The organism is Bacillus sp. ISL-75 (assembly GCF_018613095.1).
Genome location: NZ_JAGGQX010000002.1, coordinates 35,663 through 53,303 on the forward strand (window position 1 = coordinate 35,663; position 17,641 = coordinate 53,303).

Consider the following 17,641-nt stretch of genomic DNA (forward strand, 5'->3'; position numbering starts at 1 on the left):
ATGAAAACGTTATTCTTCTTACTATTTATCATACTAGTAGGTATCACAACAGTTTTTCATCTATATACTTCCTGGAAAAAGAAAGAGAAAAAAGTGATGTTTATTCAAATGGGTATCCTGGGATTAGCAATTGTTTTAGGTGGTGTGTTGATATACGAATTCCAGCTTCCATCCTTATCAAAATTATTTAATACAATAAGCCCGTTTTAGTATGATTGGAGGGAATTTCCTATGATTGAAAAGGGAAGAATTAGTAATATTCAGGCTTCTATGTTAGCGATCACTTCTTTGACGATCATCGGGCATTTAATTATTTTGACGGTTGTGATGGCACATAGTAAGCAAGATGGGTGGATTGCAGGAATATTCGGAAGTGCACTGGGGCTCATTGGAATAGTCTCGTTGGTTAAGCTTTCTCAGCGATTTCCAGGCTTAACTTTAATTGAAATTCTTTTTCAGCATTTCTCTTGGATTGGGAAAATACTGGGATTCCTATATTTGTTTTATTTTTTTATCATGGCATGTTTGGCAACAAGACTCTACGCGGAGGCTTATAAAAGAATTATGATGGAAACACCAATGTGGGCATTTATTACGGTGATTCTTCTATTATCAATCTATATCGTTCATAAAGGTCTTGAAACATTAGGAAGATTGAACCAGGTGATGTTGCCGGTTTTGGTCATTTTCGCCATGGCTGTTGTAATCTTAACCATAAATGAAAAAAAGGATTATACCAACCTCCTGCCTTTTTTAGGTAACGGGTTATACCCCGTTTCTTTGGGCTCGCTCACCGTAATGGGGTGGTTTGGTGAATTTGCAATAATGGGAATGGTTTTACCGTATGTTCAAAATCCAAAAAAACTAATGAAAACAGGGATTTATAGCGCACTTTTAACATTGATCTTCTTTTTAGGGCCTATCACAGGGCCTATAGCACTATTTGGGCCAGAAGAAGCCGCGAAAATGGCTTTTCCTACTTTTTCGGAAGTAAGGTATATTGAAGCAGGCGATGTAATCAATCGCTTTGATGCCATTGCGATTCTCTTTTGGACGGTTGGATTAATGATACGTATTTCTTTATTCCTCTATGGGCTGTGCCTTGGGACCGCACAAATATTCAAAACCGATACATACAAACCTTTTATCATTCCATTCGGATGGTTAATCGGTGTAGGTGCCGTACTTTTCGCCAAGAACTATTCCGAAATAAATGAATTTCTGTTTCAGTCATATGTCCCCATAAATATTCTAATGGGAGCGGCTCTACCACTTCTATTCCTATTCATTACAATGATGCTGAAAAAGAAAAAAACGGTATAAGAACTGGTCTATAGTTCCTTGGATAGGACTAGGCAGACATTCGAATGAATGTCTGCCTCTTTTTAATTTTGGAACACTCTAGGATTTTTTAAATATTATAATAAATTATATTGACAATTCCTATGCGTATGGTAGGATTAATCTTAATTTAACAATTCAATGAGTTTTAAAGGGAGGCGAATCATCTGGAAGGTTCAGAATGGCAGGAAGTAAAGGAACATATTGAACGTATGCTGGACACATTAAAATATGGATCTATTACACTAGTAGTTCAGGATGGAAAAATAGTACAAATTGAGAAAAATGAAAAGGTTCGTCTTCAATCAAATAAAATTCGCTGACTAGAAAAACTTGAGGCGGTCTACACCTTTTTGGGGTGGGAGACAGCTTTTGTATTATGACAAAGGGGGTCCATAGAGGATGACAAAAACAGTGACTTATAATAATTGGAGTGAAATCTCGGAAAACTTCTCTATTCAGGATGAGACAAAGGGTGCCAGGTCTGTTTTAGAGTGGGCATATAGCAATTATCCTGAAGGGAAAATTATCTATGCATCCAGTTTTGGTGCTGAAGCAATTGTATTAATCGATTTGATTTATCAGGTAAAAAAAGATGCTCAGATTGTTTTTTTAGATACAGGGCTCCACTTTCCTGAAACGTATGAAGTGATTGATAAGATTGAAGCTCGTTTTCCAGAGTTACAAATCGAGCGAAAAACCCCTGATTTGAGTTTAGACCAACAAGCAGCAGAATATGGCTCGGCATTATGGAAACGTGATCCAAACCAATGCTGCCAAATCAGAAAGGTCATCCCTCTGCGCGAGGCATTGACTCCAAAAGATGCATGGATTTCAGGTCTTCGGAGAGAACAGTCGCCAACAAGGAAGGATACGCAATTCGTTAACAAAGATGATAAATTTAAAAATATAAAAATCTGTCCATTAATTCATTGGACGTGGGATGAGGTTTGGTCGTACATCAGGGAAAGAGACCTCCCTTATAACCAATTGCATGATCAAAACTATCCAAGTATTGGCTGTTTCCCATGTACACAGGCCGTCGGAACAAATGGTGATTCCCGAGATGGGCGTTGGACGGGCAGCAGTAAAACGGAGTGCGGTTTGCACTCTAAGTAAAGGAGGTCATTCCTACGCTTACCATAATTGCGGTTTCAATAGGATTATTTTTTGCAGTAAATATTGGTGCTAGTGGTGCTGCAGCGTCGATGGGTATATCCTATGGAGCCGGTGTAATAGCAAAAAGAAAGGCATTGGCTCTTTGTGCCATTGCAGTTTTCCTAGGTGCTTGGCTAGGTGGAGAGGAAGTCGTAAAGACTATTGGGAGCGGGATTGTCCCTAGCAGTACATTTACGACGGCGATTGCCTTGATTGTGCTTGCCTCAGCAGCATTATCATTATTCCTTGCCAACATTTTTGGGATTCCTCTTTCGACCAGCGAAGTGGCAGTAGGATCAGTTATTGGAGCTGGTGTAGTCTATCAATCGGTTTTTGTAGGCAAGGTTTTGTGGATAGCAATGTTTTGGCTGCTTACTCCTTTTGCTGCATTTGTTATTGCCATTTTGGCTGCATCACTGTTGAGGCGACCATTCATTAAAACATGGATGGATAAGTCAAAAGCTGGTCCTATATTAGCAATCATTGTTGTACTTATGGGCTTGTTTGAAGCCTTCTCCGCTGGAATGAATAATGTAGCAAATGCAGTTGGACCACTTGTTGCCGCAGGATTAATGCATAAGGGAGATGCGGTCATCTGGGGCGGTCTAGCCGTTGCACTCGGTGCATTCTTTCTCGGAAACCGAGTGCTTGAAACCAATGGGAAAAAAATAACGACTCTCAGGATAGAAGAAGGTTGTGTAATTTCTGGTACTGGTGCAAGTATTGTTACTGCTGCCTCTCTTTTTGGAATTCCGGTCCCATTAACGCAAATTACCACTTCCTCCATAATCGGAATTGGCTATGCTAAATATGGGAAGGCAGTCCTAAAAAAGGATATCGTGGTTCAACTACTAACTGTTTGGATTGTTTCTCCTGTTTTATCGATGGTGCTTTCATACACCATTATTCAATTGGTGATTGAACAGAACTTCTATCCAATTATTGCAATGATAGGTGTTCTAATCTCCGTTTTTGGTGTGATGTTCCTAATGAAGAAAACACCTTCGAAGGTAGTAGTCCCAAATACAAAAGTAGCGAATAAATTAAAATTTGTAGAGAAAGGTTGATCAAAATGTCATACTTACCAAAACCTCATGGAGGAAAACTTATTCAAGCATTCGACCCCAATTACGATCTAACCACTATCGAAAAGGAAATTGAAATTGATGCGATTGCATTAAGTGACTTAGAATTAATTGGTATCGGATTATTCAGTCCTTTAAAGGGCTTTCTTGGACAAAAAGACTATGAATCTGTCGTGAGCAATATGCGTTTAGCAGACAATACCATCTGGTCTATCCCTGTAACCTTACCCGTATCTTACGGTGTTGCTGAAACACTTGTGGAAGGAGAAGAGTACAAACTTTCATTTAACAAGGAAGTCTATGGTGTTATTCGGGTTTCAGAATGGTATGAACCTGATTTAGACAAAGAAGCACTTGAAGTATATAAAACAGAAGAACTTGCCCACCCTGGTGTGAAACGTCTTTACGAAAGAGGACCTGTTTACGTTGCTGGGGAAGTTGTACTCGTAAAAAAAGCCGAAAAAGGAGTATTCGGTGATGTGTGGTTTGAACCGAAGGAAACACGGGCTATTTTTGAAGAAAAGGGCTGGAAGACTGTTGTAGGTTTCCAAACAAGAAATCCTATTCATCGTGCACATGAGTACATTCAAAAAGCTGCCCTTGAAACAGTTGATGGCTTGTTCGTCAACCCGCTTGTAGGCGAAACAAAGTCAGATGATGTCCCTGCGGATGTCCGTTTGAAAAGTTACCGCGTTTTACTTGAGAATTATTATCCTAGCGAACGAGTTCAACTTGGTGTGTATCCAGCAGCTATGCGATATGCAGGACCAAGGGAAGCCATTTTCCATGCACTTGCCCGTAAAAACTTTGGCTGCACTCATTTTATTGTTGGTCGTGACCACGCAGGAGTTGGAAACTATTACGGAACTTACGATGCCCAGCATATTTTCAGTAATTTCACAGAAGAAGAACTTGGTATCAAGCCTTTGTTCTTTGAACACAGCTTCTACTGCAATAAATGCGAAGGAATGGCTTCTGATAAAACTTGTCCGCATAGCAAGGAAGACAGAGTGATTCTTTCTGGAACAAAGGTAAGAGAGATGCTGCGAGCAGGAGTACTTCCACCGGCTACCTTCAGCCGCAAAGAAGTTGTTGAAGTGTTAATCGAGGGAATGAAAGAAAAAGCAACCGTGTAAGGAGGAAAATAAATCAATGTCTAAACCAACGAATATTACTTGGCATGAAGCATCTATTTCCAAAAAAATTCGGCGTGAAAAAAATGGTCACGGAAGCTGTGTACTCTGGTTTACGGGACTCTCAGGATCGGGAAAATCAACTATCGCAAATGCTGTATCGAACGAATTGTTCCGTCAGGGGATCAATGAATATGTCCTCGATGGTGATAATATTCGCCACGGTTTAAACAAGGATCTTGGTTTTTCCGATTATGACCGAACTGAAAATATCCGAAGAATTGGCGAAGTTGCCAAGTTGTTTGTCGACAGCGGCAAAGTGGTGACCACCGCCTTTATTTCACCATTTCGCTCTGATCGTGAGCAAGTGCGGGCTTTATTTGAAGACGGTGAATTTATTGAAGTTTTTGTCCAATGTCCAATCGAGGAATGTGAACGTCGCGATCCCAAGCAACTCTATGCGAAAGCGCGTCGTGGCGAAATTAAAGATTTCACGGGAATCGATTCACCTTATGAAGCGCCAGAACAACCGGAAATCACCCTCCGTTCTGATCAGGTAAGTGTGGAAGAGGCAGTGGAACAAGTCTTTGCTTATTTAAGAGAGAAAAAAATTATCTAAATGATGAATAAAGGAGCAGCGAGAATGAGAGGGATTCTTTACATTGGCCACGGCACACGCTCAAAAGAAGGAGCAGCAGAAGCAAATTCCTTCATACATAGAGTAATGGAACGAATTGATGTTTCCATTCAGGAAATGAGCTTTCTAGAGTTGACCGAACCAAGTATTGAGGAAGGCTTTCGGCGCTGTGTGATTAGGGGAGCGACGGAAATTACAGTCATTCCCCTGTTCTTGTTGTCAGCAGGTCACATTAAAGAAGATATTCCTCAAGCACTGACTTCTCTTCAGAAGCGGTTTCCGAATATCGAAGTGAAAATAAGGAATCCTTTTGGTGTCCAGGGGAGGATTCTCGATGGAATTGCTGAACTCGTTAGGAACACTGTCGTAGATTTATCTTCGGAGGATTCCATTTTAATTGTTGGAAGAGGAAGCAGTGACCTGAGCATTCACACTGCCTTCGCACAGATATCTGAAGGGATTCAGGAACGTCTTAGGACGAAACTTGTTTCTGTTTGTTATTTGGCTGCTGCTGAGCCCAAGTTCCCAGAAGGTCTTGAGGTTATTTCCAAAAAATCAACTGGAAAAATAATCGTTGTTCCTTATTTATTATTTTCCGGTCTACTTTTAAAGGAAGTCGATCAAAAGGTCAGCATGAGACAAAATCTAGGTCAGCAAATTATCCACACAGGTTCGCTTAGCAAACATCGAGTCATTGAGGATATCATCATTGAGCGGGTTGCAGAATGTTAAAAATACTCTGATTATTGTAAATGCACATTAGCTAATAGTCCAATGGATTATTAGCTATTTCTTTGGAATCAAATTATATAAATGATCTCAAAACATGAACTAAAGTTCACTTTTTAATAGGATAAATGTTATAATAAAGGTGTAAATGTAAATATCTCTTACATAAATAAATCTAATAGAAGAGAGGCTAAAGCAGGGGATAATAAAATGGTAAAATCTAACGAAAAGATGTGATTATGTGACAGAACTTATGAATGAAAAAATTCAACACCGCAAGTTACCACTTCGAAAAGTTATTCTTCGAACCATCGCTATTACAATCGGAGCCATTCTTATGGCTACCGGGTTAGAAATTTTTCTAGTTCCTAATCATGTTATTGATGGCGGCATTACAGGTATTTCAATTATGCTTGCCCATATAATTGGATGGAAATTAGGGATCTTCATCTTCATATTAAACTTGCCTTTTGTTTATATGGGATATAAACAGATGGGGAAAACCTTTGCATTTTCTACTGTTTATGGAATAATCGTTTTATCTATTTTTGTATCATTTTTCCACCCGATTCCAGCTTTTACTGATGATATTCTCCTTGCTACTGTTTTTGGAGGGATGATTCTGGGTATGGGTGTAGGAATCGTCATCCGAAATGGCGGAGCGTTAGACGGGACAGAAATATTGGCACTTGTGATCACTAAAAAGGTCCCATTTTCAGTTGGCCAGATCATCATGTTTATCAATATCTTTATCTTAGGAGCTGCCGGTTTTGTGTTTAGTTGGGACCGGGCAATGTACTCTTTGTTAGCCTATGTTATTGCATCTAAAGCGATAGATTCTGTTGTTGCAGGATTAGAAGAGTCCAAATCTGTTTGGATTATTAGTGATGAAGCAGAAGAAATTGGAAATGCTATCAATGCCAGACTGGGAAGAGGGGTAACTTACATTAAGGGTCAAGGTGCTTTTACTGGAGATAGCAAGAAGGTCATTTTCAGTATTATCACGAGGTTGGAAGAATCTAAATTAACCACAATTGTAGAGGATATTGATCCGACAGCCTTTTTAGCTATAGCAGACATTTCAGAAGTCCGCGGAGGCCGATTTAAGAAAAAGGATATTCACTAACAATAAATAAAAGGATCTGCAAATGAATCACAGATCCTTCAACTAGTATTAGTGGCCTAAACCAATATCATCTACATGCTTAACATGTTTATTATTAACCCAGATAAAAAGGACCGAAACGATGACAAACCCTGCTCCAACAAGAAATGGAACACTTGGATTATAAATTTCGGCAAGTTTTCCGGCAGTAAAGGGAGCAATCGCGCCTCCAATAAAACGGAGGAAGCTATATGCAGCAGAGGCCGTTGATCGTTCAACGGGGGCAGCATTCATCACGGCTGTAGTGATGAGTGTATTGTTATTTCCTAATAACGCACCTGCTAGGATAACAGCGGCAATGATCACCCACTGGGTTGATATCCATATACCCATTGAAACCAAAAGGAGAGCAAACAAGATTAACATCATACACATCGATTTTATCGTTCCAAACCATTCGGAAAGTTTTGGAGCCATAAATACAGAGGTGACAGCCAGTAGGATACCCCAGCCAAGAAATACGAAGCCTAATCCGTGTTCATCCAAGCCCATAACGAAAGGTGCATATGCCAGCAAGGTGAAGAAGCCAAAATTGTAAAGGGCAGCTGCAATACCGAACACTAACAGTGAACGATGCTTTAAAGCGCGAAATGGATCTAATAATGAAGTGCGAGCTTTTACCACATTTTGAGCAGTTGCTTTTGGCATTAGGATGAAAAGGCCAATAAAGGCAATAACCATCAAGGTGGCGACCCCAAGAAACGGGCCACGCCATGACATCGCGCCAAGCCAACCGCCAAGTAGCGGGCCAACTGAAATCCCTAATCCGATTGCAGCTTCGTATAAAATGATTGCTTTTGCCGTTCCACTATTTGAGAGGGAAACGATCGCAGATAAAGCCGTTGCAACAAACAGTGCATTTCCAAGGCCCCAGCCGCCTCGAAGCCCAACGAGTGTCCAAATACCATTTGAAATACCGCCAAGTGCCGAAAATACCGCAATGATTACGATTCCAGAAAGTAACGTCCATTTGATGCCAAGCCTTGTTGAGATTACCCCAGTAATAAGCATGGCAACGGCCATAACGGCATTATAGCTAGTGAATAGTAAGGTTACTTCAGTTTGTGTGGCATTTAATTGTTCGGCGATTGCCGGTAAAATAGGATCAACAAGACCCAACCCCATGAACGCGATAATACTTGCAAAAAAAACAGCCCAAACTGCTTTTGGCTGGGTAAGTAAACCAACCTTTTTACCGATTGCCTCCGATTTGTGTGGCTGCATTGTTAATTTAGATTCTGGTCTTGGTGACATCTAATTCCCCCCTGTATTTTTGTTTCCATCCTTTTGAATTAGTTGTATGATGAAAGTATATAATTGTATTATACAATCAATTTCCACTGCGTCAATAGTGCTTTTGCAATGAATGTAAGGTTGAGATTACATATCATAGAGTACATATGTTATCATATTTGTTATATGAAATAAGGTTGACAGTGAGGAAGGAAAGAAATGGATGAACATTCATTAGAAATGATCGAACTTGAACTAGCAATTCTGATTCGCCGAACTACTTCAATTTCGAACAATAAAAAATTCGGGAATCTTGATAGATCTGCCTATTTAATCCTTCGCCGCATCAAATCGAAGGGGGCAGTAGGGGTTAAAGTTTTGGCGGAGGAATTCAAGTTAGATATATCTACAGTCAGTAGACAGGCAGCAGCTTTAGAGCATAAAGGTTATTTGTATAGAATTCCCGATCCATTGGATGGGAGAGCTTACACTCTTCAGTTAACTGAACAGGGTACAAATGAATTATTCGATTATAAACAGGCACGTTTGAAGCGAATTACCGAACTATTAGAAGACTGGACTGATGAGGAACGCAAATTATTCGGGATACTTTTGGAAAAATTCAATCAGTCATTTAATACCTAAATTTTTATAACTGTTTTTTATAAAGGGTAGGAGAAGATAATTATGGACACTAAAAGAATTGAACAAGACTTCTTAGGAAAAAAAGAAATACCAACAGATGCTTACTATGGTATTCAAACACTTAGGGCAGTTGAAAATTTTCCAATTACAGGTTATCGAATTCATGAAGATTTAATAATAGCGCTTGCGATGGTTAAAAAAGCGGCTGCAATTGCCAATATGAATACGAAGAGGCTGTATAGTGGACTTGGCAACGTTATTAGCCAAGCAGCTGATGAAATGATTGAAGGTAAATGGAACAATCAGTTTATCGTTGACCCGATCCAAGGTGGAGCAGGGACATCAATGAATATGAACGCTAATGAAGTGATTGCCAACCGTGCACTAGAATTACTCGGTCATGAAAAAGGTGCTTATATGCATTTAAGTCCCAATACACATGTTAATATGTCGCAATCAACGAATGATGTATTTCCTACAGCTATTCATATAGCAACACTCAGATTACTTGAAAAATTGCTAGCGACTATGCAGGATATGCTTAAGGTCTTTAAGGATAAAGCTAAGCAATTTGAAAACGTTATTAAAATGGGTCGGACCCATCTTCAGGATGCCGTTCCGATTCGATTAGGTCAGGAATTTGAGGCTTACTCTCGAGTGCTTGAACGGGATATTAAACGGGTCCATCTTTCACGGGGGAATTTATATGAAGTGAACATGGGGGCAACAGCAGTTGGAACAGGATTAAATGCAGACCCAAAATATATACTAGATGTGGTTAAACAGCTTACAGAAATCAGTGGATTACCGTTGGTCAATGCAAAACATTTGGTTGATGCTACGCAAAATACGGATGCTTATACCGAAGTTTCAGCAGCATTAAAGGTGTGTATGATGAACATGTCTAAAATCGCTAATGACCTTCGGTTAATGGCATCAGGGCCTCGTGCAGGCCTTGCTGAGATTTCCCTTCCAGCCCGCCAGCCAGGATCTTCGATCATGCCTGGAAAAGTAAACCCTGTTATGCCGGAACTGATTAATCAAATCGCCTTTCAGGTAATTGGAAACGATCATACCATTTGTCTAGCTTCAGAAGCAGGCCAGCTTGAATTGAACGTCATGGAACCTGTATTAGTCTTTAACCTACTTCAATCTATTAGTATTATGAACAACGGATTCCGATCGTTTACGGATCATTGTCTTGTAGGGATTGAGGCTAATGAGGCTCGCTTAAAAGAGAATGTTGAAAAAAGCGTAGGTATTATTACAGCGGTTAATCCACACCTTGGCTATGAAGTGGCAGCGAGAATCGCAAGAGAAGCAACTTTAACTGGCAAGTCTGTTCGTGAATTATGCCTGAAATATGATGTCTTAAGCGAAGAGGAATTAGATCTTATTTTGAATATATATGAAATGACCAAACCTGGAATCGCAGGTGCTTCTCTTTTAGAAAAAGATTAAAGTTCTTTTTACAAAAATATTATTCTTTTAAATAAGCAGTGCCTGACACCGGAAAATTTACGTAAGGAGTGTCAGGCACCATTTTTTTTACTGTAATAAGTCGCTCAATGGAACCAGTTGGTACCCTTGGGCTTTTAGCCATGGAATTACTTGATCAACAGCTTCCGGTGTGTTTATTCCACCGATATGCATGAGGATGATGTCACCGTTGCTTGCTCCAGTTTTAATACGGGAGATGATTACCCCAGTGGCCGGCTGCTGCCAGTCTTTCGTATCAAGTGACCACTGGATGCTGTACGGGTACCCAGCTTCGCCTGCTGTTTTAAGCGCGGATGAATTATATGATCCGAATGGAAAGCGAAAATACGGTTGGGGTGATTTTCCCGTTGCATTCTTGATTGCTTCTTCAGCTTTGATGATATCCTTTTTAAATTTACTAGCTGTCGTTTTTACTGCGTCCGGATGGGAATAAGAATGGTTACCTATATCATGTCCTTCATCGGCAATTCTTTTTGCGAGGTTTGGATATTTCACAACCCATTTACCGGTAAGGAAGAAGGTGGCTTTGACATTATGCTTTTTCAACACATCGAGTATCCCAATGCCCACTGCATCACTACCCGCATCAAAGGTTAATGCGATTTTTTTCTGCTGGAGGCTGCCGTTTGAAATAATCACAGATGAAGCTGTTGTAGGTGGGGGATCCTGCTTTGGTGGATCTGCAGGTTGTGCCGGCTCTACATTCTTCCCATAAAGCTTCAATATTTGACCTACATAGATGTCATCGGAGGGGAGTCGGTTCCATTGCTTAATTTTTTCTACAGTCACATTTGCTCGTTTGGCGATGGAGAATAAGGTATCGCCTTTAACGACCTTGTAGTCAACTGTTTCGTTATCACCCACAATAATTTGTTTGGGAGTAGTGGGGTTAGGTTGATTAGGTTCTTCTTTTGCAGGTTCTTCGGATGGAGGGTTTTCAATGTCGGGTGGATTTTCATTTCCTGAATCGGTTCCATTATTTTGTCCGGAACCTGAAGGTATCTCTGTTTTAGGAGAATCAACAGTTTCTCCACTCCTAAGGGCAGGCAGGTTCCTGTCGTGAAAAAACAACAGGAAAACAACGCATAGCAAACAGATTGTTGCCAGAGTATAATAAATTCCTTTTCCTCTTGTTCGATGGGCATGAGAAATTACTCCTAAAACAAGAGATACTGAAAATAAAAGAATGCTAACAAGTATTAAGATTTCTGTCATGGTAATTCCCCCTTTATTTTCGTTCTGACCAGGGTGCAGAAATCGTTTAGTACAAGGAATAATTTGGTGCTGAAGTCAAAGAGGGGACTAAAGTGGTATTGATATATAATTGATTTCTGCTTTAATTATACCATATGAGGAAATGGGCTTAGTTGCCACGCACCTTTAAAAAAAGCCTACGATTAATACAAACTTCATTTTGTTTATTATTTTTATATTATTATTTCCAACTTTTTTGCAGGAAATTGTAATTAAAAATGGAATAGAATAGGAGAGTCATATGAAACAAAATTCAATGGGTATCGTCTAACTATTTATAAAAGGGCATAGAGCTATAAAAAAAGGGGTCAAGTAGGATAAAATGGCGAAGCATAATTGGGTAATTTCACTATTAGTAGCAGTTTGTTTAATAGGAACTGGATGTACGGAACAAACCGCAAAAGAAAAAAAGGCAAAGGCAGCAGAAATTCAACAAAAGAGTGAAAAAGAGAAAAAATTACAAGAAGAAAAAAAATTGGCTGAAGCGAAGAAACGAGAAGAAGAACGAAAACGGGAAGAAGCAAGGCCTGTATATGTAAATATTATTGATCCGAATTCGAAAGACATAGTAAAAACTTTTAATACGAAGGATTTAGGGTATATAACGAATCCAGAAAATTATAAAGTTGAAATTGCAAAATTGACCAGAGAATTAGCGCGGGGATCTGAATCGACACCTGGGTACGATAAACGAATGGTTCTTGATAAGCTGGATGGAAATGGTCAGGTGATCAAAGGAACACCTCAAACAATCCTTGATGAAGAGGAATTGGCTGAAAAGATTATGCTCGTTTCTGAAAAAGGCGGCGATGTAGAGATTCCTTTATATATCAATGCGAGTGGATATGAAAACGAAGACGCGGCCCATTTAGATGAAGTGGTAATTGCCTCATATACTACTTATTTTAATAGTGGTGTTGTGGGAAGAACGAAAAATATTGAACTATCGGCAGAAGCGATAAATAATGTCATCCTTGGAACGAATGATTATTTCTCATTCAATACGACAGTTGGCCCGAGTGATGCGGAGCACGGGTACCAAAAAGCACCAGAAATTAATTACGGGAAATTAGTCGAGGGATATGGCGGAGGCATTTGCCAAACTTCTTCTACTTTGTATAATGCAATCGATCAACTAGCTGTAACTTATGTAGAAAAACATCATCATTCCTTAAAGGTCGGTTACGTGCCAAAAGGAAGAGATGCAACCGTATCCTATGGCGGCAAAGATTTTCGATTTCAAAATACATCTGGTGTACCTTTAATATTAAAGGCAATTGTAAGAAATGGGTCACTAACAGTAGAGGTAAGGACATCAAAAGCCCACCAAGACCAAGTAAAGAAAGGTATCTAGCTAGTAAGAATGTGAAGTTTGCCACATGAAAAGATGCCATTAAAGACAGACAGAATCCCTTCATTGAACCGAGAAAACGGATTTGATGAAGGGATTTTTTATGTTTATTTTTAATGGTTCACCTTTTACAGTATTACCTCATTTCCTCCCAATCTGTATATTGACCACTGCCTTGACATCCGGGGCATTCAAACGAATTAAAGTATGCAAATTCATTATAAGGGTACACGGTATAGCCTCGACCATAACAATCAGGACATTTGCCCTGGTCTTTCATATTCGAGACATGATTCTGGTATTTAGTCTCTTTCCACTGGTTAAAAGAGTTGAGTAGTCCCATTTTATTCACCTCATCTTTTTTCTTCTTAGTATGGAGAAAAAATGGAATTATTATGCTTGTATTATTTTATTGCATATAGGGTAACGATTGAAATATACAATTTTCCATTTATCAGATTTCAATACTTTTCTATAATAATTTTATGTAAAAACAGTCATTTTTGTGAGTGTTTTTACAATGGAAATAAAAAAAGTGGAAAGCATCATTGCTCTCCACCTTCATAAAATCGTATTTAGACTATTTCCCAGTAATGTTTAATTTTTTCATTCGATACTGTAAACTTTGCCGACTTAGTCCAAGTAGTTGGGCTGACTTAGAAACATTAAAATTATTTTTAGTTAAAACATGATCTATATAAGATTTTTCAAATAACTCCATTTGTTGTTTTAGCGGAACAGCTATCTCTGCATTTTCTTTTATAAAGTTATCAACTGTGGAAAGAGGGATCATTCTTTCTTTCATCTGCATTTTGCTTCTATATTGATAGGGTAAATGGGTGTACATGATCCATTCTTCATCGATCATAATATTCATTGCTGCTTCAATAATATGCTCAAGCTCACGAACATTTCCCAGCCAGTCATACTCAAAGAAAGACTGTTTAACTTCCTCTGACAAACCTTTTACATTCATCTGAAAAAGTCCATTGTATTTTTCAATAAAGTTTTGGACTAATAATGGTATATCTTCCTTGCGCTCTTTTAAGGGTGGGACAAAAATAGTTACGACTCCAAGCCGATAATATAAATCTTTACGCATTCGATTATTGGCAATAGCATCGATCGGATCTTCATTCATATTGGCAATAACCCGTACATCAACAGGTGTATCCTTCGTATCACCTATTCGCCGAATGGTCTTTTCCTGAAGAACACGAAGTAACTTTGCCTGAAGATTTAAATTTAATGAATTAATCTCATCTAGCAACAGTGTTCCACCATTTGCCTGTTCAAATAATCCCGGGGTATCGATAGCACCCGTGAAGGCACCACGCTTTGTCCCAAATAGGAGGCTTTCGATTAAATTATCAGGAAGGGCTGCACAGTTTTGAGAAATAAATGGTGCTGATAATCGCCCGCTCCCGTTGTGAATACTTTGGGCGAAAAGTTCTTTCCCGGTACCTGTATCTCCGACAATCAAAACATAGGAGGAAGTTCGGGTAGCACGTTTAGCTGATTCAATTACTTCCTTAATGGCACGGCTACTTCCGATGATTTTATCAAACGTGTATCGAGTCGATCCTTTATTCATATTGCCTTTAATTAATCGCTCTAGTTTTGTAACATCATTGGCAATTTCAACTGCACCTTGGAGTTTTTCTTCCGAATAAATTGGGATAGTATTGTTTATTGTCGTAATTTCTCGACCTTTATTGTTAAAATAGGTTTGTTTTACATTACTCGTTTTTTTTCCTTCGTGCAGCGCTTTTACAAGAGTACTAGATTGATCATCTTTAAACATAAACACATCTAATAGGTTTTTATCAATAACGTCATGAAGGTCCATCGATTCCATTTGCATCATTTTTTTATTATAAATAATCGTTTTTCCAGTCTCATCTACGGCATGAACACCAACATCCACCTCGTCCAAAATCCGTTTATACATTCGATTTACATAAAGTAAGTAATTGGCGGTTTGTTTAGTTTTCTCCATCGTGATTCATTCCCTTTGTTTTATAGCTTATGCACCTATTTAACCAAATAAAACGTAAAAATGCAAAATAGTTTTGCAGTTTCGTAGAAAAAACGTGGAAATTCGCAAAGAATATTGGCGTTTGTCAGATTATTTCTCAATTTGGTAATTTTCGCTAGATAAATACTCTTTCCTTTTTTGTGGAAAAATTATTTTTGCGGTATAAGTGCAAAATATTTATTAATCATGCAAAAATATTTTGCCTATTTGTTCAAAAAATGCTCACAAATAGGCATATTAATTTTGGCATGAAACTTGCATTTTAATATTTTGAATAATAGTGATAATTTAGAAATTATTAGCTAGTATTAGCTATTGAAAATAGGCTACTATTTCCGTATAATTTCTAATGCAAAAGGTTTTATTGTAGTGCTGCCATTTTAGGCAGAACATTATCCTATTATTTTGTGTTAATAAGGTTTGAAAGCGCATTCTTGAAGGGTAAAAGGGGGATATTTAATGAATTTGCAAGAAAATAATTCAAATCATGAATTAAAAAGAACGATGAAGACGAGACATTTATTTATGATCTCTTTAGGCGGGGTAATTGGATCAGGTCTTTTCTTAGGTTCAGGCTACACGATTAGCCAAGCAGGACCAACGGGTGCTATTCTTTCTTATATTGTTGGCGGTTTGATCATGTTTTTAACCATGCTATGTCTCGGTGAATTATCTGTTGCTATGCCGGTATCTGGTTCATTTCAAACGTATACCACGAAATTTATTGGTCCTGGAACTGGATTTGCACTTGGATGGCTCTATTGGTTAGGCTGGTCTGTAACTGTAGCATTGGAGTTATTATCTGCAGGACAGCTCATGCAAAGATGGTTTCCTCATTCCCCTATTTGGATTTGGTGTGCGATCTTTGCTGTTGTATTATTCTCACTGAATGCACTCTCAGCACGCGCGTTTGGCGAAACCGAATTTTGGTTTTCAAGTATTAAAATATTCGCTATCATCGCATTTATCGTTCTTGGTGGAGCGGCAATGTTTGGTTTAATTCACTTGAAAGGTGGACAACCAGCACCGTTTTTCTCTAATTTCACCGCACATGGTTTATTACCACATGGTTTTACTGCCTTAATTATTACAATGATTGCAGTTAACTTTTCGTTTCAGGGCACAGAATTAATCGGGATAGCTGCAGGTGAAAGTGAAGAACCTGAAAAGACGATTCCGAAATCGATTAAACAAACAGTTTGGAGAACTCTATTTTTCTTCGTTTTAGCGATATTTGTATTAGCCAGTTTAATTCCTATGAAACAAGCTGGAGTCGTGGAAAGTCCGTTTGTTGTCGTGTTTGATAGTATTGGAATCCCATATGCAGCAGACATGATGAACTTTGTTATTCTGACGGCGTTACTGTCTGTTGCAAACTCAGGACTGTATGCAGCAACACGAATGTTATATGCCATGTCTAAAGAAAAAATGACTAGACCTGCACTTGCAAAAGTAAATAAACAAGGAGTACCAATCAATGCGCTTGTTTTGACGATCGGGATAGCTTTATTATCCTTACTGTCAGGCTTTTTTGCCGAAGAAACAGTATTTGTTTGGCTGCTTTCCGTCGCAGGATTAGGTGCCCAGGTCGGTTGGATTTCAATCACAGCTTCACAAATTGCCTTCCGTAGAAAATTCATCCGCGAAGGCGGAAATGTAAAGGATCTTAAATTCAAAACGCCGCTTTATCCAGCACTGCCAATCATTGCCTTAACTTTAAACGTTATCGTATTGGCAAGTTTAGCGTTTGATTCAGAACAGCGTTTGGCTCTGTATCTTGGGGTTCCGTTTGTAGCAGCCTGTTACTTAATTTATCATTTTAGAATTAAAAAGAACCGCGAACAAGATGGTGAAGGTGAACAAGAATTACAACTGCATGAAAATAAAAAAATGATTATTTAGTTTACCAAGTAAAAAACGCTCAAATTGAGCGTTCAGGCTGTCGAGAAACTTTCGACAGCCTATTATTCTCTACAATAACTTTAACAATCCAACGCGTTAATTCGTTATAATATTATTAATATATAGGCTTTGCAACATGTCTGTTGATTTGCGCTCCAGGCACTTCGCTTTCCGCGGGCGTGCCGGGGAGCCTCCTCGGCGCTGAAGCGCCTGCGGGGTCTCCCCTGCCCCGTACTCCCGCAGGAGTCTGCGTGCCTTCCGCGGAAATCAACAGGGAGGTAATCAACCTAAAGAATTGCAACACACTTTTTCTAGCCTTGCTAATTGTGTTGCAATCTTTTTCATATTTTGGCAGGCTGCCGTAAGGAGAGCCTGTTCGCTTGCTTTCTTCAATCCCCGTAACCGGCAATAGCGAAGCCCGTGCAGCTCTTTTGAGTCTGCGAAGCTTCGCTCAATTTTTTCCTTTCTAA

Annotated in this window: 17 protein-coding genes; 13 read left to right on the plus strand and 4 right to left on the minus strand. The window is 39.0% G+C overall.

All coding sequences use genetic code 11. The annotated features are described in order from the left end of the window. The 9 genes from J7E63_RS00810 to J7E63_RS00850 all read left to right on the plus strand — a co-directional run bounded on the left by J7E63_RS00810 (window position 1) and on the right by J7E63_RS00850 (window position 7,209). The gene (locus J7E63_RS00810; RefSeq protein WP_214712941.1) at window positions 1-210 is read left to right on the plus strand and encodes a hypothetical protein; all 210 of its coding nucleotides are present in this window, start codon (window positions 1-3) and stop codon (window positions 208-210) included. 21 nt (window positions 211-231) lie between these two features. Further along, window positions 232-1,323, plus strand: coding sequence for a GerAB/ArcD/ProY family transporter (locus tag J7E63_RS00815; protein WP_215009882.1), 1,092 nt, complete (start codon window positions 232-234; stop codon window positions 1,321-1,323). A 185-nt stretch (window positions 1,324-1,508) separates the two neighbouring features. Then, window positions 1,509-1,664, plus strand: a complete 156-nt coding sequence (locus tag J7E63_RS00820; RefSeq protein ID WP_285289242.1) for a YezD family protein — start codon at window positions 1,509-1,511, stop codon at window positions 1,662-1,664. Between the two features lie 79 nt (window positions 1,665-1,743). Next, window positions 1,744-2,460: a phosphoadenylyl-sulfate reductase gene (locus tag J7E63_RS00825; protein ID WP_215009883.1), complete on the plus strand. Its 717-nt coding sequence runs from the start codon at window positions 1,744-1,746 to the stop codon at window positions 2,458-2,460. 8 nt (window positions 2,461-2,468) lie between these two features. Beyond that, window positions 2,469-3,566 (plus strand): sulfate permease, encoded by a 1,098-nt coding sequence (locus J7E63_RS00830; RefSeq protein ID WP_308161867.1) that lies wholly within the window; start codon window positions 2,469-2,471, stop codon window positions 3,564-3,566. Between the two features lie 5 nt (window positions 3,567-3,571). Further along, a complete protein-coding gene (gene sat, locus J7E63_RS00835) occupies window positions 3,572-4,720 on the plus strand; it encodes a sulfate adenylyltransferase (protein ID WP_215003324.1) in 1,149 nt (382 codons plus the stop codon). Window positions 4,721-4,736: 16 nt separating this feature from the next. Next, window positions 4,737-5,336 (plus strand): adenylyl-sulfate kinase, encoded by a 600-nt coding sequence (cysC, locus tag J7E63_RS00840; RefSeq protein ID WP_215009885.1) that lies wholly within the window; start codon window positions 4,737-4,739, stop codon window positions 5,334-5,336. Window positions 5,337-5,360: 24 nt separating this feature from the next. After that, window positions 5,361-6,086 (plus strand): sirohydrochlorin chelatase, encoded by a 726-nt coding sequence (locus J7E63_RS00845; protein WP_215009886.1) that lies wholly within the window; start codon window positions 5,361-5,363, stop codon window positions 6,084-6,086. A 238-nt stretch (window positions 6,087-6,324) separates the two neighbouring features. After that, window positions 6,325-7,209 (plus strand): YitT family protein, encoded by an 885-nt coding sequence (locus tag J7E63_RS00850; RefSeq protein WP_215009887.1) that lies wholly within the window; start codon window positions 6,325-6,327, stop codon window positions 7,207-7,209. 48 nt (window positions 7,210-7,257) lie between these two features. Here the strand turns inward: J7E63_RS00850 and J7E63_RS00855 are convergent, their stop codons facing one another. Beyond that, window positions 7,258-8,472, minus strand: a complete 1,215-nt coding sequence (locus J7E63_RS00855; RefSeq protein WP_215009896.1) for an MFS transporter — start codon at window positions 8,470-8,472, stop codon at window positions 7,258-7,260. 228 nt (window positions 8,473-8,700) lie between these two features. On the opposite strand from J7E63_RS00855, the gene J7E63_RS00860 reads away from it, so the two are divergent. After that, on the plus strand, window positions 8,701-9,126 hold the full coding sequence (locus J7E63_RS00860; RefSeq protein WP_215003315.1) for a MarR family winged helix-turn-helix transcriptional regulator: 426 nt from the start codon (window positions 8,701-8,703) through the stop codon (window positions 9,124-9,126). Between the two features lie 42 nt (window positions 9,127-9,168). Further along, window positions 9,169-10,587: an aspartate ammonia-lyase gene (aspA, locus tag J7E63_RS00865; RefSeq protein WP_215009888.1), complete on the plus strand. Its 1,419-nt coding sequence runs from the start codon at window positions 9,169-9,171 to the stop codon at window positions 10,585-10,587. An 87-nt stretch (window positions 10,588-10,674) separates the two neighbouring features. Here aspA and J7E63_RS00870 read toward each other — a convergent pair whose 3' ends face one another. Next, the gene (locus J7E63_RS00870; protein WP_215009889.1) at window positions 10,675-11,841 is read right to left on the minus strand and encodes a polysaccharide deacetylase family protein; all 1,167 of its coding nucleotides are present in this window, start codon (window positions 11,839-11,841) and stop codon (window positions 10,675-10,677) included. Between the two features lie 361 nt (window positions 11,842-12,202). Between J7E63_RS00870 and J7E63_RS00875 the strand changes: the two genes are divergently transcribed. Continuing rightward, window positions 12,203-13,234 carry a VanW family protein gene (locus J7E63_RS00875; protein ID WP_215009890.1) on the plus strand — a complete coding sequence of 344 codons (1,032 nt, stop codon included), beginning with the start codon at window positions 12,203-12,205 and terminating at the stop codon, window positions 13,232-13,234. Window positions 13,235-13,811: 577 nt separating this feature from the next. On the opposite strand, the gene J7E63_RS00880 is transcribed toward J7E63_RS00875, so the two are convergent. Then, the gene (locus J7E63_RS00880; protein ID WP_215009891.1) at window positions 13,812-15,230 is read right to left on the minus strand and encodes a sigma-54 interaction domain-containing protein; all 1,419 of its coding nucleotides are present in this window, start codon (window positions 15,228-15,230) and stop codon (window positions 13,812-13,814) included. Window positions 15,231-15,728: 498 nt separating this feature from the next. Here J7E63_RS00880 and J7E63_RS00885 point away from each other — a divergent pair, with 498 nt between their 5' ends. After that, window positions 15,729-17,171 (plus strand): amino acid permease, encoded by a 1,443-nt coding sequence (locus J7E63_RS00885; RefSeq protein WP_215009892.1) that lies wholly within the window; start codon window positions 15,729-15,731, stop codon window positions 17,169-17,171. Between the two features lie 282 nt (window positions 17,172-17,453). On the opposite strand, the gene J7E63_RS00890 is transcribed toward J7E63_RS00885, so the two are convergent. Further along, a partial coding sequence (locus J7E63_RS00890) for a transposase (RefSeq protein WP_215009856.1) occupies window positions 17,454-17,641 on the minus strand: 188 nt, incomplete at its 5' end.